Genomic DNA, 22,858 nt, shown 5'->3' on the forward strand with positions numbered 1-22,858 from the left:
TGCACAAGGCCAACAGCATGGGCGAGCAGGAAATCATGCTGCTGGTGCTGGGCCCGATCGACGTGGTGATGATCTCCAACCTGCTGGTGATGGTGATCGTGGGCGGCTATGAAACCTTCGTCTCGCGCCTGCGCCTGGAGAACCATCCCGACCAGCCGGAGTGGCTCAGCCACGTCAATGCCAGCGTGCTGAAGGTGAAGCTGGCGCTGTCGATCATCGGCATCTCCTCGATCCACCTGCTCAAGACCTTCATCGCCGCCGGCAGCCTGGACAGCCTTCCGTCCTGCAACAGCGATGTCTACATCCAGGCCGTGGCCAGCGCCGTTGCGGCCGCCGGCCCGAGCGCCGCCGTGGCCTTCAAGTGCACCGCGTTCACCTCCACCGGGGTGATGTGGCAGACCATCATCCATGCCGCCTTCATCCTGTCGGCGATCGGCATCGCCTACACCGACAAGCTGATGAGTGGTACGCCCAGCAAGACCCTGTCGCACTGACGCTTGCCCGGCAGCGCCGGCATCGGTCACGATGCCGGCCTGCCCTCGCCGCCGGCCCCCGGCCGGGCGAGGGGGTGCTAGATTGCACACCTGCAGTACTGCCGTGGACGTCGGGAAACGTCCATGGGCCTCGGCCAGCCTGACCGCATCGGGCCTTACGTATCGTCGTCTTCAAAGGGGAGTTGGATGTCGCACGTCAACACGATCGCCAAGGCGCGCCTGCTCGCGCCGCTGACCCTGCTGGTGGCCCTGGCCGCCTGCTCGGGCAAGGACGAACCGGCACCGGCCGCGCCGGCCGCCGGCACCGCTGCCACTGCCACGCCGGCGGCGCCGGCCGCACCGGCGGTCTCGGCCAAGGTGCAGTCGATGGGCACCGACCAGCTGCGCGACCTGGCCAGCCAGGCCCTGCGCGAAAACCGCATGTACGCCCCGGCCGGCGACAACGCCATCGAGTACTACCTGGCGCTGCGCGACAAGACCCCCGATGACGCCTCGGTCAAGAGCGCGCTCACCGACCTGCTGCCCTACACCCTGATCGCCGCCGAGCAGAGCCTGGCCCGCGAGGACTTCGCCGAATCGCAGCGGCTGGTCGCGCTGATCGAGAAGGTCGACGCCACCGCGCCGGCACTGCCGCGCCTGAAGCAGGGCATCAGCGGCGGCATGCAGACCGCGCTCAAGCGCACCCAGGAAGAGACCGACAAGGTCAAGAAGGACGCCGAGAACCGCACCAAGCAGCTGGCCGACCAGCAGCGCCAGGCCCAGCAGCAGGCCACCGAAGCCGAAGCGGCCCGCGCCATCGCCGCCCAGCAGGATGCCGCCCGCCGTGATGGCGAGCGCCAGGATGCCGAGCGCCAGGCCAGTGCCCGCCGCGAAGCAGAGCAGCGCCAGCAGACCGCTGCTGCACAGCAGGCCGCCGCTGCCCGCCAAGCGGCCGCACCGGCGGCCGCCGCGCCGAGCCTGCGCCCGGTCAGCACGCCGGCCCCGCGCTATCCGGCCGAGGCGCTGCGTTCGGGTACCTCCGGCGAAGTGCTGGTGGAGATCACCGTCGGCACCGACGGCTCGGTCACCAACGCCCGTGTGCTGCGCGCCACGCCCTCGCGCGTGTTCGACCGCGAGGCCCTCAACGCGGTCAAGCGCTGGAAGTTCGAGCCGGTCGGCGCACCGGTGACCACGCGTCGCACGCTGGCCTTCGCGCCGGGCGCTTGATCGCGGTTGCATCGCAACGAAAAACCCGGCGCGCGCCGGGTTTTTTTTTTGGTTGTTCTTCCAGCGGACGGGCGCGTCCCGTGCCATTGGCGCTGGCAGGTCGCGCAGGGCGGTATGCGTGTGGCTGGCGGGTCGCGAGCACAAGAGCCCCATCTATCTATCCGTTTGTGTCGATAGAAAACTCGATGCACGCAGCATCGATTGCTCGATCCACATCCCGACGGCGCGCCACGCGTGTGCGTAAAACAGGCGGCGGGGAATCTTCCCCGCATGGAGCGCTCGATCATGAAACGCTGCACTGCATTACAGGCCAGCACCTTGTTGCTGCTTGGCATCGCGTCGCCGTCCCACGCCAGCGACGTGGCAGGACGAACATCCACCGCCTCCTTCCTTGTCCATCCCAAGGGCGAACCGCCCGAAGCGGTCCGACGGATGCTGGCCAACGCCTCCGCGCCGGCTGCTGCCGCCAGCGGATATCAAGCCAGCATTACCGGGCTGGGCGCCACGCCAGTGGCGTTCCTCTCCGAACCGGCGCGGTATTTTTACGACAGCCAGCATGGCAAGCGTGTCAGCGAAGGCACCGCCGCGCCCGGTCCGTGGAAGGCCACCTCGCACCGGATTACCAGCGCACTGAGCCACGCCGACTTCCTGGACGGCACCTACCCCTTGTGGAGCGGTTCCAGCCCTTCGATGTCCTACGCGCTGTCGTTCGACGACCTGCCCTCGCTACCGGGCTTCAGCGGCGTGGCCGTCTATACCGCCACGGCCGGGAGCGTCGATCTGCGCTGGGATCGCGCCACCGACAGCAGCGCGGGGACATTCACCTTCAACGTGGAGGTAACGCCCACGCCCGCGCAGTGGGGCGTGGGCCCGGACCAGCCCTACACGTTGCAGTTCGACGGCGTGTTCGTCGACTGAGCGGCTGGCGTTGCAATGCCATCGTCCAGGTCGTGCCGGCATCGGGAAGGGCGCGCAGGTGCGCCCTTCCCGGCTGTATCAACCTGAAATCGCCAACCGCTCCTGGTGGTAACGACGCACCGCCGCGTACCACAGCACCGCCGCCAGGCCGAAGCCGGCAGCCAGATACACGCCCCACATCTGCGCGCTGATCGGCTCGTGGCGGATGATCTTCAGCAACATCTGGTTCTGTGCCAGGAACGGCACCGCGAACTGCCACAGCTCGCTCTTCAGCGGGTACACCATCAGCGCGTAGCCGGGCAGCATCGGCAACAGCATCAGCCAGGTCATGTGGCTCTGGGCTTCCTTCATGCTCTTGGCCGCCGCCGACAGGAAGGTCAGCAGCGAGGTGCCGATGAACAGCATCGGCAGCATGATCAGCAGCATCTGCAGCATCGGCAGGAAGCCCATGTTGAGCTGCCGCCCTGCCCCGCTGCTGGACAACTGCGCACTCAGCTTGAACGCCAGCAATGTCAGCAGCAACGAAGCCATGCCGACCATGCAGGCGGCAGCGATCTTGCCGCTGACGATCGCACTGCGCGGTGCCGGGGTGGCCAGCAAGGGCTCCAGCGATTGGCGCTCGCGCTCGCCGGCGGTGGTGTCCATCACCAGGTAGGCGCCGCCCAGGAACGAGGTGATGGTCAGCAGCACCGGCAGCAGGTAGGACAGCACCTGCCCACGCTTGGCCTCGGCGGTGGCCAGATCCTGCGTGGCCAGCTCCAGCGGCCGGGCGACCTGTGCATCCACGCCGCGGGCGAGCAGGCGCAGCGCGCCGACCTGCTGGTTGTAGCCGGCCAGCGCGGTCTGCAGACGCATGCTGGGGATGTCGGCGGCGCGGCGGGTGCTGTCCTTGACGATCTCCACCAGCGCCGGACGGCCGTCGGCCCAGTCCTTGCCGAAGTCCGGGCTGATCCGCAGCGCGACATCGATCTGCTGGTCGCGGATGGCCTCGGTCAAGTCCTTGGGGGCATCCACCGCATTGAGCCCCTGCGCGGCCAGGAAACGCACCAGGTTGGGCGCATGCTCGCGACCGATGGTGGCGATTTCCAGTGGCTTGTCGATCTGGGTCTTGACCCGGCTTTCGGCCAGCTTGCCCATGCCCAGAATCAGGATCGGGTACAGCAGCGGGCCCAGCAGCAGGGTCAGCGCGAGGGTCCGGCGGTCGCGGGAAAGATCGCGCAGTTCCTTGCGCATCACGGTCAACAACGTGGCAAACGCACTCATGCGTGCAATCCTTCTTCCGAACCGATCACCTTGACGAAGGCATCTTCCAGGTTGTCTTCCCCGGTCTGTGCGCGCAGCTCATCGGCCGTGCCGGCGGCCATCACGGTGCCGTGGGCGATGATCACGATGCGATCGCAGAGCGCGGCCACCTCCTGCATGATGTGGCTGGAGAAGATCACGCAGCGGCCCTCGTTGCGCAGGCCGCGCAGGAAGCCGCGCAGCGCGCGCGTGGTCATCACGTCCAGGCCGTTGGTGGGCTCGTCGAGGATGACGTTGCGCGGGTCGTGCACCAGCGCGCGGGCGATCGCGGTCTTGGTGCGCTGGCCCTGCGAAAACCCATCGGTCTGGCGGTCCAGGATGTCTTCCATGTCCAGCGCCTGCGACAGCACCCTGGTGCGCTCGCGGATCTGCGCATTGCTCATGCCGTGCAGCTGGCCGAAGTAGGCGATGTTCTCGCGTGCGGTCAGGCGCTTGTAGACGCCGCGGGCATCGGGCAGCACGCCCAGCCGGCGGCGCACCGCCACCGCGTCGGTGGCCGCGTCGATGCCGTCGACCATCACCCGGCCCTGGTCGGGCGTCATCAGCGTGTACAGCATGCGCATGGTGGTGGTCTTGCCGGCACCGTTGGGGCCGAGCAGACCGGTGATCTGGCCGTCTTCGGCATGGAAGCCGACATTGCCCACCGCCTTGATTAGGCCGGTCTTGGTCTTGAAAGCTTTGTGCAGGTTCTCGGCGACGATCATGGTTCCCATCCGTTGAACGAGGTGAAGGCCGGCACCGCGCTCAGCGCGTCCAGGCAGGTGGCGTCGAGCGATCTGGCGTCGGCCTTGTCCATGAACTGGCCAAGCAGGCGCGGCATGCAGCCGGCGTTGAGGGTGCCGTGGCCCTGGCCCTTGGCGACCAGATGGCGGCCGTTGGGCAGGGTCTTGAGCACCTGCTCGGCATAGCGCGGCGGGGTGACCGGATCGAACTGGCCCGACAGCAGCAGCACCGGCAGGTCGCTCTTCAGCGGAGCGGTGAAGTCCTTCGGGCGCGTGCCGACGTTCCAGCCCGGACACGCGGCGAAGAACATGCGCGCCACTTCCGGCCCGAGCAGGCGATCACTGGCGGCCGGCTCCTGGTAACGATCGGCATCCTCGGCGCAGATCACCGACCACTGCATGCCCCGGTTCATCTGCACCCCCAGCGTGCGGCCGGCCATCCTGCTCAACGACATCAGCGGCGCGTAGCGCTCATGTGCCGCCTCGTCGAGCACCACCGGCAGCAGCGAGGACAGCTCGGGCATGTACGAGAACATGAAGGCCAGACCGGTGACCGAATCGGCGGTGAGCACGTCGCGCTTGGCCTCGGCGGTGCCCGGGTCGCGGTACTCGACCTCGACCGGGGCCTTGGCCAGCGCGGTCATCACGTTCTTCAGCTGTGTGCGGGTATCGACCGGGAAGCGCTTGGCGCACGCGGCATCCTTGCGGCACTGCGCGGACTGCAGATCGATGGCCGTCTCGAAGGTGTCGGCGAAATCGCCGCCGACCACCACATCGTTCGGCGCCACCCCGTCGATCACCACCGCGCGGGTGTGCTGCGGGTAGTGCGCGGCGTACTGCTGGGCCACGCGCGTACCGTAAGAGCCACCGATCAGGTTGATCCTGTCCACGCCGAGGGCCGCACGCACCGACTCGATGTCGGCGATGGCCTGGGTGGTGGTGTAGAAGCGGGTGTCGGCGCGACCGGCCAGCGATGCGGCGCACTGCCGCGCGAAATCGGCGATCAGCTGGGTGGAGGGCGTGGCGGTGTCGTCCAGCACCATTTCCTTGCCGTCGGCGCCCACGCAGGTCAGCGGGTTGGATTTACCCGTGCCGCGCTGGTCGACCAGGATGATGTCGCGCTGCTTGCGCACTTCGCGCAGGGCCAGGTTGATCACCGCGGCCACTTCCGTGGCCGCCTGCCCCGGCCCGCCGGCCAGGAAGAACACCGGGTCGTGCTTGCCCTCGCCTTCGTTGCTGGTTTCCAGCCACGCGATGTTCAAGCCGATCTTGCGACCGTCCGGGGCGGCCGGGTTCTCGGCCACCTGCAGCGTGGTGCACTGGGCTTCGACGTTGTCGCTGGCCTGGGTGCTGGTCAGCGTGCACGGCTTGAACGTCAGTGTTCCGTACTGGCGTTGCGCGCCCTCCGCCGGGGTATCCGGGGTGGCCTGGCAGGCGGCCAGCAGCAGCAAGGCTGCCCCGGTCGCCAAGGGACGGCAGGAAACTCGCATGTTCGATCGCATCCTGGATTGAAGGGGTTCAGCATGCCATGACGGCGGGGCGGACTGGATGTGACCGGGGCCATGCGGTGGGCCCAAGTCCACATGGCGTCAGGTCACCGCCACCGGTGCGGCACTGACGGTGCGGTCGCGACCATCGGCCTTGGCCTGGTACAGGGCGGTGTCTGCCGCAGCCAGCAGGGCGGCAAGGTCTTCGCTACCGGTAGCCACGGCCAGCCCGATGCTGGTGGTGACACTGACCGTCACCTCACCGATGCGCGCGGGCTGCAGGCGCAACTGCTCGCGGATATGTGCGGCGTGCAGGCGCGCCTGTGCCTGGTCGGTGCCGGGCAGCAGCAGGACGAATTCCTCCCCGCCGTAGCGGCCGAGCAGGTGCGTATCGGCATCCACGCAGCGCGCGAGCACGCCGGCGAAATGGTGCAGCACGCGATCCCCCTCCAGGTGCCCCCAGCGGTCGTTGATCTGCTTGAAGTGATCCACATCCAGCAACAGCAGCGCCGTGGGTATGTGCTGGCGGCGGCACTGCCGCAGGGTCAGCTCACCATCGGCCAGTACCGCGGTGCGGTTGAGCAGGCCGGTCAGCCCGTCGGTGCGCGCCGAACGCCGCAGCTCCACCAGCATGCGCTCCACCAGCAGCAGCACCAGCGCAAAGCAGCGCGCCAGTTCCAGGACGATCCCGCCCAGGTAGGTCGCAAACATGGGTGCGCCGGTGCGCAGGATGTCATCACCGGCACCGGGCGCCACCGGCAGCCCGAGACGCACCAGGTACAGCAGCGCCTGTGCGAGGAATATCACTGCGGCAAGACGGCAGCTGGTGCGCTGCTGGGCCGGTGCGTGGCGCAGCAGCAGCCACGCCATCCAGGCATTGATCAGCACCGCGAAAACACTGAATACATCCAGCCGGATCGCCAGGCTGGGAAAGGGCACGAGGAATACCACGATGCCGGTCATGAACAGTGCCGCCAGCAACAGCGGCTGCCAGGGCGGCAGGCGCAGGCCAAGGTGACGGGCCACGCCACACAGCAACAGCACACCCGAGGCGGCGATGGTGAGGTTGCCAAGCACGATGGCCGGCACCTGCGGCAACTGCGCACGCAGCGCAAGCAGGGTCACGCTGACCGCCAACAACCATTGGCTTGCCGTCCACAGCTGCAGGACCGGCTGCCCGCGCAGCACGACCAGCAGCAGCGAGAAGCCCAGCGCGAAGCCGAGGCACAACAGGTAGCCGAGTACGGCGACAGTTTGGAAATCCAGGGACATTCGGCCTCGCGCGCCTCGACGGCGGGCGCATCTTACCGTGCACCGGGCAAGCGCAGGCGGGCCGCCGCGCCGCGTACCGCAGACAGCACGGGGCGCGGCAGTGGCCAGCGGTAAAACGGGGTTCGCACCGAGGGGAACACGGGGATCGGGGGGATCCCTGGCGTGTCAGCAGCGCCTACTTGCTGCTGACGTACTTCTCCCGCCGCACCTGCGGCGTCGGCAGGCCCGCCTCTTTCAACGCCTCGAACGTCGCATCCACCATGTCCGGGTTGCCGCACAGGTAGGCGATGTCGGTGGCCGGGTTGGGCGCGAACTCGGCCAGGTGCTGCTGCACGTAGCCGTGGCGCACGTCCGGGTGCGGGTTGTCGGGCAGCTCGCGCGACAGGCACGGCACGTAGCGGAAGCCCGGGTGGGCGTCGGCGAAGGCGCGGAAGTCGTCGCTGTAGAGCAGTTCGGCCGGCGTGCGGGCGCCCTGCAGCAGCACCACGTCCACGCCACGCTCGGCCATGGCGGTGGCCAGCAGCGGCAGCATCGAGCGGTACGGGGTGACCCCGGTGCCGGTGGCGATCAGCAGGTAGCGGGCGTTGTGGTCGCCGGGCTGCAGGCAGAACCGGCCGAACGGGCCGCTGGCGGTGACGTGGCCACCGATATCCAGGCCCTCGAACAGTGCCGTGGCGGCGCCGCCGGGGACGAAACTGACCGCGATATCGACCGCTTCGCCCGCGCCGAGGGCGTGGTTGTGAATGGTGGCCAGCGAGTAACTGCGCTTGGTGGCGGTGCCGTCGGCGTACTCGAAATGGACCTGGATGAACTGGCCGGGCTGGAAATCCAGCGGCTGGCCGTCATCACGCAGGAACTGGTAGTGGCCGACGGTCGGGGCCAGCATGCGCCGGTCGATCAGTTTGAGGGGAAATTGGGCAGGCACGACTTTTCGGGACAGTGTGTAGCCGGGGCAAGCCCTCGGGGTCTTCTATAATAGCCGCTCCCCGCCCCTATCCAGCGCCAGCCCGCAGGCGCGAAGGCAAGAGCTTGGCTTCCCAGAACACTCCCGCGACCGGTACGGCCCCCGCCCTGCGGGTCCGCGACCTCCGTAAAACCTACGAAAACGGCACCCAGGCGCTGAAGGGCGTCTCGCTGGACGTCGTCCCGGGCGATTTCTTCGCCCTGCTCGGCCCCAACGGCGCCGGCAAGTCGACCCTGATCGGCATCATCAGCTCGCTGGTCAACCTCAGCGAGGGCCAGGTCGAGGTGTTCGGCAGCGACCTGGTGCGCAACCGCAGCGCGACCATGCGCCTGATCGGCCTGGTGCCCCAGGAAATCAACTTCAACCTGTTCGAGAAGCCCTTCGATATCCTGGTCAACTACGCCGGGTTCTACGGCGTGGCCCGTGCCGAGGCCGAGAAGATGGCCGAAGAGGAGCTCAAGCGCGCGCATCTGTGGGAAAAGGCGCAGGTGATGAGCCGTACCCTGTCCGGCGGCATGAAGCGCCGGCTGATGATCGCCCGGGCGATGATGACCCGCCCGCGCCTGCTGATCCTGGATGAGCCCACCGCGGGTGTGGACATCGAGATCCGCCGCGACATGTGGCGCGTGCTCAAGGAGATCAATGCCGCCGGCACCACGATCATCCTCACCACGCACTACCTGGAAGAAGCCGAGCACCTGTGCCGGAACCTGGCCATCATCAACCACGGCCAGATCGTCACCCAGGGCCCGATGCGCGAACTGCTGGCCAAGCTGGACGTGGAAGGCTTCCTGTTCGACATCGACGGCAGCCTGCCGGCCCAGCTGCCGGAGATCGAAGGCGCCATCCTGATCGCCACCGACAGCCACACGCTGGATGTGGACATGCCGCGCGCGATGGACCTCAACCGGGTGTTTGAAGCCTTGAACGCGGCCGGCATCCGGGTGCGTTCGATGCGGACCAAGAGCAACCGCCTGGAGGAGCTGTTCGTGCGCCTCACCGGCAACCAGGAGAACGTGGCATGAGCAGCACCCCGACCCCGGTCCTGACCGACGGCCAACGCAATCGCATCGCGCTGATGACCATCGTGCGCCGCGAAGTGGCGCGCATCCTGCGCATCTGGGGCCAGACCCTGGTGCCGCCGGCGATCACCATGACCCTGTACTTCCTGATCTTCGGCGGCCTGATCGGCTCGCGCGTGGGCGAGATGGGCGGCTACAGCTACATGCAGTTCATCGTGCCGGGCCTGGTGATGATGAGCGTGATCCAGAACAGCTACGGCAACATCAGTTCGTCCTTCTTCGGCGCCAAGTTCGGTCGCCATGTCGAAGAGCTGCTGGTGAGCCCGATGCCGAACTGGGTGATCCTGTGGGGCTATGTGTCCGGCGCGGTGCTGCGCGGCCTGATGGTCGGCGTGATCGTGCTGATCATTGCCATGTTCTTCACCCCGGTGCGCATCCCGCATCCGCTGGTGACGCTGACCACGGTGCTGCTGGGCGCGACGATCTTCTCGCTGGCCGGCTTCATCAACGCGGTCTACGCCAAGAAGTTCGATGACGTGGCGATCGTGCCGACCTTCATCCTGACCCCGCTGACCTACCTGGGCGGCGTGTTCTACTCGGTGAAGCTGCTGCCGACCTGGGCCGAAGCGGCCACCCACGCCAACCCGATCTTCTACATGGTCAACGCGTTCCGCTACGGCCTGCTGGGCACCAGCGACGTGCCGCTGTGGGTGGCCTACGCGCTGATGCTCGGCTTCGTGGTGGCGCTTACCGCACTGGCGCTGTGGCTGCTGAAGCGCGGTGTGGGGATGCGGAGCTGATCTGATGCGGTTCAGCGACTACATCGTATTTGTCGATGAAAGTGGCGACCATGGCATGGACAGCATCGACGACGGGTATCCGTTGTTCGTGCTGTCCTGTTGCCTCATCAGCAAACGGGAGTACATGGGCACGGTGGTTCCGGCGATGCAGCAGTTGAAGTTCTCAACGTTCGGCCACGATGCCGTCATCCTGCATGAGCGCGAGATCCGCAAAGACCTCGGTCCGTTTTCCGTTCTTCGTGAACCCAACAGGAAGCAGGCCTTCATCCAGGCATTGACCGATGTCCTCGATCGAACGCCGATGACGGTGTTCTCTGCGGTTATAGACAAACGCCAGCTCGCGGAGCATCGGCGACGCGGGGAAAACCCCTATGAGCTGTCTCTGCGTTTTTGCCTGGAACGTATTTTCTATTCGTTACGGCGACTTGGGCAGACCTCTGATACGGACGGCCCAGTACTGACGCACGTTCTTTGTGAATCGCGTGGTCGCAATGAAGATGCGGACCTGGAACTTGCATTCCGCCGCATCTGTGGCGGCGACAACATTGGCAACATCCACCTGCCGTTCGAGCCGGTGTTGACCGACAAGAAGAACAACTCCATCGGCCTGCAGCTCGCTGACCTGGTCGCCCGTCCCATTGGGCTGAAGCAGTTGCGTCCCCATCAGCCCAACCGCGCATGGGATGTCATCGAGCCGAAGCTGGACCACGACGCAGCGGGCCGCTACCTCGGATACGGCCTCAAATGCTTCCCATGAAAAACAAAAGGCCCCGGCGAATCCGCCGAGGCCAAGTGCCGACCGGGAATCCCCGATCCAGTGGACAGCATAACAGAGCTACCCCGCAGACGCCCGTAACCCGTTCAACGCATTCAGTTCATCCTGAACCTGGAGTATGTATTACATGCGCATCCTGATCCTCGGCGCCGGCGGAACCGGCGGTTATTTCGGTGGTCGCCTGGCGCAGGCCGGCGTGGACGTGACCTTCCTGGTGCGTCCGGCGCGTGCGGCGCAACTGGATGCCGAGGGGCTGGTGATCCGCAGCCCGGTGGGCGATGCGGCGTTCGCGGTGCAGCACGTCACCGCCGAGGCATTGCCCGCGCTGGCGGCGGCGCAGCCGTTCGACCTGGTCATCCTGAGCTGCAAGGCCTATGACCTGGACAGCGCCATCGAGGCCATCGCGCCGGCGATGGGGCCGCGCACCACGGTGCTGCCGATCCTCAACGGCTTGCGGCATTACGCCGACCTCGACGCGCGCTTCGGCCGCGATGCGGTGCTGGGCGGGCTGTGCTTCATCAGCGCGACCAAGGCCGCCGACGGCGCGGTGGTGCATCTGGCGCCGGCGGCCAAGCTGACCTTCGGCGAGCGCGACGGCACCGGCAGCAGTGCGCGGGTGCTGGCGCTGGCGGCGGCGTGCGTGCAGGCCGGCGTGGACCATGTAGCCAGCGATGCGATCGGCCAGGAGCAGTGGATCAAGTACACCTTCCTGACCACCCTGGCCGCATCGACCTGCCTGATGCGCGCCGATGTCGGCACGATCGTGGCGACCGACGACGGCGCGGCAATCGTGCGCGGACTGTACGACGAATGCCTGGCCGTGGCCGACGCCGCCGGTGAGCCGATTCCCGCCAAGGCGCGCGAGATCGCCCTGGCCGCGACCACGCAGGCCGGTTCGGCGTTGAAAGCCTCGATGCTGCGCGACCTGGAAGCCGGCCAGCAGGTCGAAGCCGAGCAGATCGTCGGCGACATGCTGGTCCGTGCGCGCGCCGCCGGGCAGGCGGCGCCGCTGCTGGCAGTGGCCTATGCGCACCTGCAGGCCTACCAGCAGCAGCGCAAGGGCTGAGCATGGCCGCCGACACCGCACCGGCACGCGTGCTGGTGCTGGGCCTGGGCTACGCCGGGCGGCATCTGGCCACGCTGCTGCAGGCGCACGGCATTGCCTGCAGCGGCACCGTGCGCGATCCGGCCATCGCGCCGGCCGACGGCGTGCCACGCCACCGTCTGGCCGAGGGAAACCCCCTCGAGGCGGCGTTGCACGAGGCGATCCGCACCGCCGATGCGATCCTGTGCAGTGTCCCACCCGATGCCGGCGGCGATCCCGCCCTGCGCCTGCTCGGCAAGGCACTGCACGATGCACCGTCGCTGCGCTGGGTGGGCTACCTCTCGTCGACGGCCGTGTATGCCGACCGCGATGGCGGCTGGATCGACACGCACTCGACGGCCGATGCCACCGATGACACCGCACTGAGGCGCCTGCGTGCCGAACAGCAGTGGCAGGCCTTCGCGCAGGCGCGCGGCATCGCCTCGGCGGTGTTCCGGCTGCCCGCGCTGTACGGACGGGGACGCAACGCGCTGGTGCAGTTGGCGCACGGCAAGGCGCGGCAGGTCGTGCGTCCCGGCCAGGTGTTCAACCGGCTGCACGCGGAAGACCTCGCCACGGCGGTACTGGCGGCGATGCGCCGGCCGCAGGCTGATGCGCTGTATCTGCCCGCCGACGACGAGCCGGCGCCGCCGCAGGACGTGCTGGCCCATGCAGCGGCACTGAGTGACCTGCCGCTGCCTGCGCCGCAGGCCTGGGACGATCCGGCCGTCCCCGCCTCGCTGCGGCGCTTCTACGGCAGCAACAAGCGCATCGACAGTCGCGGCACGCGCGAGGCATTGCAGTGGCAGCCACGGTTCCCGACCTACCGCGAAGGGCTGGCCGATGCGTGGGCGGCCGGCGACGGGACCATCACCACAATCCGGTAGAGCCGAGCCATGCTCGGCTGCTCTCCGCTCCGATGCCCGGATGGCCGGCTTCGCCGCCACGGTCGCAGTACGGGCGCTGCAATCAACACGCCCGGTGCGGGCCGCGCGTTGCGCGGTTGCCGAGCATGGCTCGGCACTACCGGATCAGGCGGCGTCGGGCAGGCGGAAGAACGCGCGCGTGGCCGCCGTCGCATTGGCGGCCGTGATGTCCACCGCTTCGCCACGGTCGCGGGCCAGTTCCTCGACGATATGCGACAGGAACATCGGCTCGTTGCGGCGGTCCTTGGGCATCGGCTTGAGCGAGCGCGGCAGCAGGTACGGCGCGTCGGTCTCGATCATCAGGCGGTTGGCCGGGATGTGCCTGACCAGCTCGCGCAGGTGGCCGCCGCGGCGCTCATCGCACAGCCAGCCGGTGATGCCGATGTACCAGTCCTGGTCCAGGTAATCGAACAGTTCCTGGCGCTCGCCGGTGAAGCAATGCACCACCGCCGCGCCGAGCTTGCCGTCGAAGTTCTTCATCTGCGCCATGAAATCGGCGTGCGCGTCGCGCTGGTGCAGGAACAGTGGCTTGCGCGCGTCATCGGCGGCCCGCACGTCACTGGCCAGCTGCAGCTGGCGTTCAAACGCGCGGTGCTGGGCCGGGCGCGGCGCGAAATCGCGGAAGTAATCCAGCCCGCACTCGCCCACCGCCACCACCTCGGCATGCGCGTGCAGCGCACGCATCTCCGCATCGCACTCGTCGGTGTATTCCACCGCATGGTGCGGATGCACGCCGGCGGTGGCGTACAGGAACCCCGGATGCTGACGCGCCAGTTCCAGTGCCATCGGCGAGTGCTCGCGGCTGGCGCCGGTGATCACCATCTGCACCACGCCGGCATCGCGCGCGCGCGCCAGTACGGCATCGCGGTCGCGATCGAAGGAATCATGGGTGAGGTTGGCGCCGATGTCGATCAGGTGCATGGGGAGCTACAGGACAGTGAACCCGTCCATTCTAGCGTGCCGCCCGCACGGGCCCGGCGTATACGTCTCGCCGCCCTCGCCCACGGCCCGTATCCTTGGCCCATGAGCACGCCGATTTTCCCGATCTCCCCGCTGCTGCCGCAGATCCTCGCGCATCTGGACACCCATTCGCGGTTGGTGCTGGAAGCGCCGCCCGGCGCGGGCAAGACCACCCAGGTGCCGCTGGCGCTGCTGGACGCCCCGTGGCTGCAGGGCCGCAAGATCCTCATGCTCGAACCGCGCCGGGTCGCGGCGCGCAGCGCTGCGCAGTTCATGGCGCGCCAGCTGGGTGACGAGGTCGGCGGCACCGTCGGTTACCGCATCCGCTTCGAGAACAAGGTGTCCGCACGCACACGCGTGGAAGTGGTCACCGAAGGCATCCTGACCCGGATGCTGCAGGACGACTCCCTGCTGGAGGGCGTGGGCGCGCTGCTGTTCGATGAATTCCACGAGCGCCACCTGGCCGCCGACCTGGGCCTGGCGTTGGCGCTGGATGTGCAGGCGCAGCTGCGCGAGGACCTGCGCATTGTGGTGATGTCGGCCACGCTGGATGGCGAGCGCCTGGCCCAGTTCCTGGACGCACCGCGCCTGAGCAGCGAAGGCCGCAGCTTCCCGGTGGCGATCAGCCATTTCCCCGCACGCCGCGATGAAGCGCTGGAAGCGCAGGCGCGCCGCGCGGTGGAACAGGCGCTGGCCGAACATCCCGGCGACGTGCTGGTGTTCCTGCCCGGCCAGCGCGAGATCGCGCGCACCCAGGCGGCGCTGGAACAGGTCCTGCCGCCGACGGTGCAGGTGCTGCCGCTGCATGGCGAACTGCCGGTGGAACAGCAGTCGCGCGTGCTGCAGCCCGACCCGAACGGCCAGCGCCGGGTGGTGCTGGCCACCAACGTCGCCGAATCCTCGGTCACCCTGCCCGGCGTGCGCGTGGTGATCGATGCCGGGCTGGCGCGCGAACCGCGCTACGACCCCAACAGCGGCTTTGCGCGCCTGGATGTGGTGAGCATCGCGCAGGCCTCGGCCGACCAGCGCGCCGGACGCGCCGGGCGCGTTGCCGACGGCTGGGCATGGCGGTTGTGGCCGCAGTCGCAGCGGCTGGAAGCGCAGCGACGGCCGGAGATGGCGCAGGTGGAACTGGCCTCGCTGGCACTCGAACTGGCGGCGTGGGGCAGCGACGACCTGCGCTTCGTCGATGCACCGCCGGTCGGCGCCCTGGCCGCCGCCCGCGAATTGCTGCAGCGGCTGGGCGCGATGCGCGACGGCGGCGCCCTGACCGCACTGGGCCGGCGGATGCTCACCCTGGGCACGCATCCGCGACTGGCGGCGATGTTGCTGGCGGCCGAAGGCGGCGTCGAACAGGCGTTGGCCTGCGACCTGGCCGCGCTGCTGGAAGCGCGCGACCCGCTGCGTCAGGGCGGCGATGCACTGGCCGCCCGCTGGCGCGCGCTGGCCGCGTTCCGGCAGGGGCGCGCACCGCACGACGCCAACCGCGGCGCCTTGGCCGCCATCGATGCAGCCAGCAAACAGTGGCGACGCCGCCTGCGCTGCGACGCCGCGCCGCCGACCGCGGTGGAGGCGCATCGGCTCGGCGATCTGCTCGCCCATGCCTTCCCCGACCGCATCGCCGCGCGCCACCCCACCGACCCGCTGCGCTACCTGCTGGCCAATGGTCGCAGCGCGCGCCTGTTCGATCCCAGCGACCTGCGCGGCGAGCCGTGGCTGGTGGCGGTGGAGCTGCGCTTTGAGGCGCGCGATGCGCTGCTGCTGCGCGCCGCGCCGGTGGACGAGAACCGGCTGCGGCGGGACTTCCCCGAGCGGTTCAAGCAGGAAGACGTGGTGCGCTGGGACGCCGACAAGCGCGCCCTGGTGGCGCGTCGTGAGACCCGCTTCGACCGCATCGTGCTCGACAGCCGTTCGGCCGGACGCGTGGATCCGGCCCACGCCGCGCAGGCATTGACCGAGGCAGTGGCCGAGCTGGGGCTCGATGCACTGCCGTGGACCGACGGCCTGCGCCAGTGGCAGGCGCGCGCACTGGCGGTACGCGCGTGGATGCCGGAGCTGGAACTGCCGGACCTGTCCGATGCGGCCTTGATGGACAGCCTGCCGCGCTGGCTCACGCCGGCCTTCAACGGCAAGACGCGTCTGGATGCGCTGGACGAAGCGAGCCTGGGCGAGGCGTTGAAGTCGCCGTTGCCGTGGGCGCTGCGCCAGTGGATCGATCGCCATGCGCCGGTGCGCATCGCCGTGCCGTCGGGCATGGAGCGGACGATCCACTACGCCGTCGATGCCGATGGCATCACCCCGCAGCCCCCGGTGCTGGCGGTGAAGCTGCAGGAGCTGTTCGGCCTGGCCGACACCCCGCGCATCGCCGACGGACGCATTCCGCTCACCCTCCATCTGCTGTCCCCCGGTGGACGCCCGCTGCAGGTCACCCAGGACCTGCGCAACTTCTGGGCGAACACCTACACCGAAGTAAAAAAGGAAATGAAGGGACGCTATCCCAAGCACCCGTGGCCGGACGATCCGTGGACGGCGACCGCCACCCATCGGGCCAAGCCGCGCGGGACATGAGGCTGCCAGCAGCGCGCCCTCACGCGCTCCGCGCATTCATGGCTGGCGGCTGACCGCGTCATCCGGTCCCACGGCGGTGGACCGGTGAAGCAGCTACAGTCGTCATCCGGTCGTGGCCGGCGGATAACACGCCCTACACGGCCCACGGGCGACACTGGACCAGAACCGAGGCAAAGGACCCCCCATGAGCAGATTGACTGTGATTACCGACCGCGCCCTCGAGCGCGCCCTGGGCCTGGCAAGCACCGCCGGTGACGGCCTCAAGCATGCTGGCAGCAACCTGCGCCACTTCGGGCCGCAGGCGAGTGACTGGATCAAGACCGGCGCGGCGCTTGGTGCAGTGAAGACCGGCAGCAAGGTGGCCGCCAAGGTGGTGCGTCGCAATCCGGCCGTGACCATCGCCGCTGCCGCCGTCGGCGTGGGCCTGCTGGGCTACGCGCTGTACCGCAAGCAGCAGAAGAAGAAGCTCGCCAACGGCGAGGTGGTGGACGGCCAGGCGCAGCGCATCAGCGCCCGCAACCGTCGCGCCAGCACCGTGGTGGACGAACACAGCGACATCGGCAGCGACGCCTGATCCTTCCGGGTCAGCGTGGATGCATCGAAACCGCCGGCACCGCCCGGCGGTTTTTTTTTGCGGCGGGGTAGAGCCACCCCATGGGTGGCTGCCCGCGATGCCGGGTGTGAAGCGCAGCCACCCATGGGCTGGCTCTACCGGATCTCGCGCCATTGGCCGGGTTGCAGGTCATCCAGCGCATACGCGCCCATCGACACGCGCACCAGGCGCAACGTAGGTAATCCGACCGCCGCGGTCATCCGCCGCACCTGGCGGTTGCGCCCTTCGCGCAGGGTGATCGCCAGCCAGGCATCGGGTACGGTTTTGCGGAACCGTACCGGCGGATCGCGCGGCCACAGCGTCGGTGCAGGATCCAGGCGCTGCACGCCCGCCGGCAGCGTCGGCCCATCGTTGAGCTGCACCCCGCGCCGCAATGCCTGCAACTGCTCGTCGCTGGCCTTGCCTTCCACCTGCACCCAATACGTCTTGTCCGCCTTGTGCCGCGGATCGGTGAGCGTGTGCGCCAGGCCGCCGTCGTCGGTGAGCAGCAGCAGGCCTTCGCTGTCGTAGTCCAGCCGCCCGGCCGCATACACCGCCGGCGGCAGGCCGAATCCGGCCAGCGTCGCGCGCGGCGGCTGGCTGCGGTCGGTGAACTGACACAGCACGTTGAAGGGTTTGTTGAAGGCGATCAGCATGGCGGAGCGGGCGGCAATTGAGCCGCCATTGTCCCATCCCGCGGCCCCAGGCGGCGACGCCGCCGCAGGCTGCATCGATAACGCCTGATCGACGAACCGGCGCGGCAGGCCTCGCACCGAACGACCCGCACGTACCGACCTACCGTCGGTACGTGCGCGGCCGCGACCGGTATCAGCCCTGGGGCTTGATGAAGCGCAGGGTCATGCGGTCGCTTTCGCCGATGGCCTGGTACCTGGCCTCGTCGGCGGCATCGTGCTGGTTGGTCGGCGGCAGCGTCCATACCCCGTTCGGGTAGTCCTTGGTGTCGCGCGGATTGGCGTTGATCTCGCTGCTGCCGGCCAGTTTGAAACCGGCGGCCTCGGCCATCGCGATCACCTGCTTCTGGCCCACATATCCGGTCTTGTCGTCGGCCGGCACGTCGGCCTTGGCGCGGTGCTCGACCACGCCGAGCACGCCGCCGGGCTTGAGCACGCTGTAGAAGCCCTTGAACATGCCTTCGGCCTGGTTGGCGCTGCGCCAGTTGTGCACGTTGCGGAAGGTCAGCACCACGTCGGCGGAATTGGCCGGGCCGAACACCGGCGCGGTCGGGTTGTAGGCAACCAGCGTGGCCTTGTCGTACACCGCCGCGTTGCCGGCGAACTTCTTCTCCAGTCCCTCGCGACTGCGCTGCTGGTAATCGCGGCCACGGCCCTCGGGCACGGACATCGGGTCGACCACGGCGGCCACATAACTGCCCGTGTCGCGCAGCAGCGGCGCCAGGATTTCCGAGTACCAGCCGCTGCCGGGAGTGATCTCGATGACGGTCTTGCCCGGTGCCACGCCGAAGAACGACAGCGTCTGCGCGGGATGGCGATACGCATCGCGCTTGACGTTGGCCGGATCGCGATGGCTGTCCTGCACGGCCTTCTGCACGGCCGGGGTGATGGCAACCTGCGCGTTCGGTCCGGCAGGTTTGATGGCCATCGCGGGCGCGGCGAGCATCAGGGTGGAGACGGTGAACAGGCAGGCACAGGTCAACGAACGGGCTTTCATCGGCGGGGCTTCCGGTAGCGGGATGCGGCGAGACTAGCAGCCAGACGTGCACAGGTGTTCACAAAGCGTTAGTGCGACGCAGCAATCCGGAACACTGTTTTGTGTCTGCTGCCGCAACGCTGTCACCACGCCGGTCGTATCCTGTGGAAACGATTCCCAGGGAGAACATCACCCATGACTGCTACACGCGAACTCGGTCGTTCCGGCCTCCATGTCGCCCCCATCGCCTTCGGTGGCAACGTCTTCGGCTGGAGCGCGGACGAGAAGACCTCGTTCGCGCTGCTCGATGCGTTCGTCGATGCCGGCTTCAACCTGGTCGATACCGCCGATGTCTACTCGGCATGGGTACCCGGCAACAGCGGCGGCGAATCGGAAACCATCCTCGGCCGCTGGTTCAGGCACAGCGGCAAGCGCGACAAGGTGGTGCTGGCCACCAAGGTCGCCAAGTGGGCCGAGCGCCCGGGCCTGTCGGCCGACAACATCGCCGCGGCCGTGGAGGATTCGCTGCGTCGCCTGCAGACCGATGTGATCGATCTGTACCAGGCACACGAAGATGACGAATCCACCCCGCTGGAAACCACCCTGGCCGCATTCGGCCGCTTGATCGAACAGGGCAAGGTGCGCGCGATCGGCGCCTCCAACTACAGTGCCAGGCGTCTGGCCGACGCACTGAAGGTATCCGAAGACTACAAACTGCCGCGCTATGAAACCCTGCAGCCGGAGTACAACCTGTACGACCGCGGCGGCTATGAAGCCGCGCTGGAGCCGCTGGTACGCGAACAGGGCATTGGCGTGATCAGCTACTACTCGCTGGCCAGTGGCTTCCTCAGCGGCAAGTACCGCACTGCCGACGATGCGGGCAAGAGCAGTGCGCGCGGCCAGAGCGTGGTGAGCAAGTACGTCAACCCGCGCGGGCTGCGCATCCTGACCGCGCTGGATGACATCGCGGGCAAGCACCATGCGACGGCCGCGCAGGTGGCGTTGGCCTGGTTGATCGCACGCCCCGGCATCACCGCACCGATCGTCAGCGCGACCAGCGTGGAACAGTTGAAGGATGTGCTGGCGGCCGCGCAGGTGGGGCTGTCGGCCGAGGATGTGGCGCAGCTGGATGCAGCGAGCGCCGAGCAGGGCTGATCTCTGCCGTCGTCCCGCATCGGCGACGGACGCCTGCGATCATCGGGTACGTCAACACGCGACGGCCACCTTCGGGTGGCCGTTCTCGTTCAGGCCACCGCGCTGTCTTCGGCCACCAGCGCGTGGTGGACGCTGATGCCGGCGCGCACACCGTCGGCAGTGGCCAGGGTGATGTTGCCCACCACGCTCGCATCGCCGGCGGCGTACACGCCGGGCACGCTGGTCTGCTTCTGCGCGTCCACCTGCACCAGCACGCCAATCGGGCTGTCCTCCAGCACGCAGCCAAGCTGTTCGACCAGCGGCGAGGCCATGTGCTGGCGAGCCGCGACAAACAGCGCGCGCAGGTCGATGTGGCGGCCGTCGGCGAGCAGCGCACCGCTCAGGTCCGGCGCCTGCCCTGCCAGCCCCACCACCTGCGCGGTTTCGATGCTGACGCCGCGCCGCTGCAGCATCGCCCGTTCGTCGTCGTCGATGGCCATGCCGTGCGCGAACAGGGTGACCCGGCCCCAGTCGGCGAGCAGCCCGGCCATCTTCACCGACATCGCGTGCCCGCCAAGCAGGCCGATCGCGCCGCCACCGACTTCGTAGCCGTGGCAGTACGGGCAGTGCAGCACGCTGTGGCCCCAACGCTCGGCCACGCCGGGGATGTCGGGCAGTTCGTCGCGGATGCCGGTGGCCAGCAGCAGCTTGCGCGCTGCCCACGTGCCGCCGTCGGCGGTGGTGACTGTGAAGCCATCGGCGCTGGTGCGTGCGTCGGTGACGGTGTCGCTGATCCAGCGCACGGTCGGGTAGTCCAGCAGCTGCGCCTTGGCCTGGCGGAGCAGCTCGCCGCCGGCGATGCCATCCATGCCCAGCACGCCGTGCGAATGCGCGGCGAAGCGGTTGCGCGGCAGGCCACTGTCGATGACCAGCACCTCGCGGCGGGCGCGCGCCAGCATCAGGGCGGCGGACAGGCCGGCAAAACTGCCCCCTACGATCACGGCGTCAAACCGCATGCGGAACTCCTGCTGCATGGTGGGCCAGGTGGCGGGCGAAAGCCTCGCCGAGCGTGGCCAGGGTGGTGCCGCGCAGACGCTGCTCAAGCAGCGCCTGGGCCTGGCGGTAGCTGTCGTCCAACGCCTCGTTGACCACCTGCTGGACCGGGCAACCGCGCCCGGTCTCGCGCGCGCCGGTATGCAGCAAGGCCGGCGCGCCGATGGCCACGTAGACATCGTGCAGGGTGATCTGCGCCGGCTCACGCGCCAGCTGGCTGCCGCCACCGTGGCCGCGCACCGTGCGCACCAGCCCGCCGCGCTGCAGGGCGGCCAGCAGGCGCCGGATCACCACCGGATGGGTGGGCAGGCAGGTCGCGAGCTGCTCGGAGGTGCGCGGGCCGTCCTGGCCGACCAGGTGGGCCATCACGTGCAGGGCATCGGAAAACTGGTTGCTGGATTTCATGTAACAAAGATAGTTACAAATAACGCCCGTGTCCACAGCACGACGTCCCATGCCGTCCGGCACTTTCACGTCTTCTTCACTTGAATAAATGGAGACATAAATGTGATGCACATCCCACTTCAGAAGCGCGCCCCGCCAACCGATACCGCATCGCCCTCCCTCACTTTCCAATCCCATGAACAAGACGTCCGGCGCGCCCACGCGCGCCCTGAGCCTGCAGTTCAAGTTGCTGGGCGCGCTGTCGCTCGGCCTGGCCATCGTGGTGCTGTGCGCCCTGGCCGGGCTCGCCTCGGCGTGGTTGAACCTGTCCACCGACGTGCCCCCCGAAGTGGCGCGCAACGCGCAGGCCGAAGGGCTGCAGCGCGAGTTCCGGCTGCAGGTGCAGGAATGGAAGAACGTGCTGATCCGCGGCAGCGATGAAGCACTGCGCACCCGACACCTGGCCGCGTTCGACAGCCAGGGCGGCAAGACCGCCGCACTGGCCAAGGCACTGGCTGGCAGCGACGACGCCGATACCGCGCGCCTGGCCGCCCGCTTCCTGGCCCAGCACACGGCGCTGCAGAAGGACTATCACGGCGCGCTCGAGGCGTTCGCCGCCAGCGGCTACAGCCCGTTGCAGGGCGATGCGCTGGTGCGGGGCAAGGACCGCGCATTGGCCACCACGCTGGACGCGCTGGGCAGGCAGACGGCGCAGGTGGCCGAACACGCGCTGACATCGCGCTCGGAACAGGCACGCCGCACGCTGGTGATCTGCGCCGTGCTGACCGCGCTGGCCGCAGCGGTGCTGATGGGCGTGCTGGCCGTGTGGCTGCGTCGTGCGGTGATCGCCCCGGTGGTGGCGGTGGAAGCAGCGGCGCGCGCGGTCGCACGCGGTGAACTGGACCACAGCGTGCAGGTGCACAGCCGCGACGAGATCGGTCGTCTCGGCCAGGCGATGGGCGCGGTGACCCGCACGCTCAAGGACGTGCTGGCCGCGCAGGCCACCATGGCCGAGCGCCATGAAGCCGGCCAGATCAGCTACCGCATGGACGACAGCGCTTTCCCCGGCGGCTACGGCCAGATGGTCCGCGACAGCAACGCACTGGTGCATGCGCATATCCAGGTGAAGATGCGCGCGATCGAGATCATGGGCCGCTATGCGGTAGGCGATCTGTCGCTGGACATGGAACGCCTGCCCGGCGAGAAGGCAGTGATCACTCAGGCGCTGGATACCGCCAAGGCCAACCTCGGCGCGATCAATGCCGAGATCAAACGCCTCGCCACGGCAGCGGCGGCCGGCGATTTCAGCCAGCGTGGCGACGAGGCGCGGTACCAGTACGACTTCCGCGACATGGTCGGTGGCCTCAACCGCCTGATGCAGACCACCCAACAGGATCTGGAGCAGGTGTCGACGGTGCTGCAGGCCATCGCGCGCGGCGATCTCAGCGCGCGCATGCACGGCCAGTTCCACGGTGTGTTCGCCCGCATGCGCGACGATGTGGCGCTGACCACCGGCCAGCTGACCGG

Annotated in this window: 22 protein-coding genes; 12 read left to right on the forward strand and 10 right to left on the reverse strand. The window is 68.4% G+C overall.

Going from position 1 to position 22,858, the window contains the following annotated elements:
- The 3 genes from RTO53_RS12395 to RTO53_RS12405 all read left to right on the forward strand — a co-directional run.
- Window positions 1-494, forward strand: a 494-nt coding sequence (locus tag RTO53_RS12395; protein ID WP_312238076.1) for a YqhA family protein, incomplete at its 5' end; no start/stop codon positions are given.
- Window positions 495-680: 186 nt separating this feature from the next.
- Window positions 681-1,700, forward strand: a complete 1,020-nt coding sequence (locus RTO53_RS12400) for an energy transducer TonB (RefSeq protein WP_312238077.1) — start codon at window positions 681-683, stop codon at window positions 1,698-1,700.
- Between the two features lie 285 nt (window positions 1,701-1,985).
- Window positions 1,986-2,618, forward strand: a complete 633-nt coding sequence (locus RTO53_RS12405; RefSeq protein WP_312238078.1) for a hypothetical protein — start codon at window positions 1,986-1,988, stop codon at window positions 2,616-2,618.
- Between the two features lie 78 nt (window positions 2,619-2,696).
- On the opposite strand, the gene RTO53_RS12410 is transcribed toward RTO53_RS12405, so the two are convergent.
- The 5 genes from RTO53_RS12410 to RTO53_RS12430 form a co-directional block, all read right to left on the reverse strand.
- Entirely contained in the window at window positions 2,697-3,881 is a 1,185-nt protein-coding gene (locus RTO53_RS12410) for an ABC transporter permease (RefSeq protein ID WP_312238079.1), read from the reverse strand.
- Window positions 3,878-4,624, reverse strand: coding sequence for an ATP-binding cassette domain-containing protein (locus RTO53_RS12415; RefSeq protein ID WP_312238080.1), 747 nt, complete (start codon window positions 4,622-4,624; stop codon window positions 3,878-3,880). Before RTO53_RS12415 ends, RTO53_RS12410 begins: the two co-directional genes overlap by 4 nt.
- Complete coding sequence (locus tag RTO53_RS12420; RefSeq protein ID WP_312238081.1) at window positions 4,621-6,132, reverse strand: alpha/beta hydrolase; 1,512 nt, start codon at window positions 6,130-6,132, stop codon at window positions 4,621-4,623. Before RTO53_RS12420 ends, RTO53_RS12415 begins: the two co-directional genes overlap by 4 nt.
- A gap of 99 nt (window positions 6,133-6,231) precedes the next feature.
- Window positions 6,232-7,401, reverse strand: coding sequence for a GGDEF domain-containing protein (locus tag RTO53_RS12425; protein ID WP_312238082.1), 1,170 nt, complete (start codon window positions 7,399-7,401; stop codon window positions 6,232-6,234).
- 175 nt (window positions 7,402-7,576) lie between these two features.
- A complete protein-coding gene (locus RTO53_RS12430) occupies window positions 7,577-8,326 on the reverse strand; it encodes a ferredoxin--NADP reductase (RefSeq protein WP_312238083.1) in 750 nt (249 codons plus the stop codon).
- A gap of 104 nt (window positions 8,327-8,430) precedes the next feature.
- Here RTO53_RS12430 and RTO53_RS12435 point away from each other — a divergent pair, with 104 nt between their 5' ends.
- The 5 genes from RTO53_RS12435 (at window position 8,431) to RTO53_RS12455 (ending at window position 12,933) form a co-directional block, all read left to right on the forward strand.
- A complete protein-coding gene (locus RTO53_RS12435; protein ID WP_312238084.1) occupies window positions 8,431-9,390 on the forward strand; it encodes an ABC transporter ATP-binding protein in 960 nt (319 codons plus the stop codon).
- Complete coding sequence (locus RTO53_RS12440) at window positions 9,387-10,187, forward strand: ABC transporter permease (protein ID WP_256774841.1); 801 nt, start codon at window positions 9,387-9,389, stop codon at window positions 10,185-10,187. The genes RTO53_RS12435 and RTO53_RS12440 overlap by 4 nt, the downstream gene beginning before the upstream one ends.
- Window positions 10,188-10,191: 4 nt before the next feature.
- Window positions 10,192-10,944: a DUF3800 domain-containing protein gene (locus tag RTO53_RS12445; protein ID WP_312238085.1), complete on the forward strand. Its 753-nt coding sequence runs from the start codon at window positions 10,192-10,194 to the stop codon at window positions 10,942-10,944.
- Window positions 10,945-11,089: 145 nt separating this feature from the next.
- A complete protein-coding gene (panE, locus tag RTO53_RS12450; RefSeq protein ID WP_312238086.1) occupies window positions 11,090-12,028 on the forward strand; it encodes a 2-dehydropantoate 2-reductase in 939 nt (312 codons plus the stop codon).
- 2 nt (window positions 12,029-12,030) lie between these two features.
- Window positions 12,031-12,933, forward strand: coding sequence for an NAD-dependent epimerase/dehydratase family protein (locus RTO53_RS12455; RefSeq protein WP_312238087.1), 903 nt, complete (start codon window positions 12,031-12,033; stop codon window positions 12,931-12,933).
- A gap of 144 nt (window positions 12,934-13,077) precedes the next feature.
- On the opposite strand, the gene RTO53_RS12460 is transcribed toward RTO53_RS12455, so the two are convergent.
- Window positions 13,078-13,893 (reverse strand): TatD family hydrolase, encoded by an 816-nt coding sequence (locus RTO53_RS12460; RefSeq protein WP_312238088.1) that lies wholly within the window; start codon window positions 13,891-13,893, stop codon window positions 13,078-13,080.
- A 102-nt stretch (window positions 13,894-13,995) separates the two neighbouring features.
- Here RTO53_RS12460 and hrpB point away from each other — a divergent pair, with 102 nt between their 5' ends.
- Both hrpB and RTO53_RS12470 read left to right on the forward strand, forming a co-directional pair.
- Complete coding sequence (hrpB, locus tag RTO53_RS12465) at window positions 13,996-16,500, forward strand: ATP-dependent helicase HrpB (protein ID WP_312238089.1); 2,505 nt, start codon at window positions 13,996-13,998, stop codon at window positions 16,498-16,500.
- 184 nt (window positions 16,501-16,684) lie between these two features.
- Entirely contained in the window at window positions 16,685-17,074 is a 390-nt protein-coding gene (locus tag RTO53_RS12470) for a hypothetical protein (RefSeq protein ID WP_312238090.1), read from the forward strand.
- 134 nt (window positions 17,075-17,208) lie between these two features.
- On the opposite strand, the gene RTO53_RS12475 is transcribed toward RTO53_RS12470, so the two are convergent.
- On the reverse strand, window positions 17,209-17,748 hold the full coding sequence (locus RTO53_RS12475; protein ID WP_312238091.1) for a pseudouridine synthase: 540 nt from the start codon (window positions 17,746-17,748) through the stop codon (window positions 17,209-17,211).
- Between the two features lie 172 nt (window positions 17,749-17,920).
- The gene (locus RTO53_RS12480; protein ID WP_312238096.1) at window positions 17,921-18,712 is read right to left on the reverse strand and encodes a methyltransferase; all 792 of its coding nucleotides are present in this window, start codon (window positions 18,710-18,712) and stop codon (window positions 17,921-17,923) included.
- Window positions 18,713-18,955: 243 nt separating this feature from the next.
- On the opposite strand from RTO53_RS12480, the gene RTO53_RS12485 reads away from it, so the two are divergent.
- Complete coding sequence (locus RTO53_RS12485; RefSeq protein WP_312238092.1) at window positions 18,956-19,915, forward strand: aldo/keto reductase; 960 nt, start codon at window positions 18,956-18,958, stop codon at window positions 19,913-19,915.
- Between the two features lie 89 nt (window positions 19,916-20,004).
- Here RTO53_RS12485 and RTO53_RS12490 read toward each other — a convergent pair whose 3' ends face one another.
- Window positions 20,005-20,910, reverse strand: coding sequence for an NAD(P)/FAD-dependent oxidoreductase (locus RTO53_RS12490; RefSeq protein ID WP_312238093.1), 906 nt, complete (start codon window positions 20,908-20,910; stop codon window positions 20,005-20,007).
- Window positions 20,900-21,352: an Rrf2 family transcriptional regulator gene (locus RTO53_RS12495; RefSeq protein ID WP_312238094.1), complete on the reverse strand. Its 453-nt coding sequence runs from the start codon at window positions 21,350-21,352 to the stop codon at window positions 20,900-20,902. The genes RTO53_RS12490 and RTO53_RS12495 overlap by 11 nt, the downstream gene beginning before the upstream one ends.
- Before the next feature lie 175 nt (window positions 21,353-21,527).
- Between RTO53_RS12495 and RTO53_RS12500 the strand changes: the two genes are divergently transcribed.
- On the forward strand, window positions 21,528-22,858 hold a 1,331-nt coding region (locus RTO53_RS12500; RefSeq protein WP_312238095.1), incomplete at its 3' end, for a HAMP domain-containing protein.

This window comes from Stenotrophomonas sp. (genome assembly GCF_031995405.1).
GTDB lineage: Bacteria > Pseudomonadota > Gammaproteobacteria > Xanthomonadales > Xanthomonadaceae > Stenotrophomonas.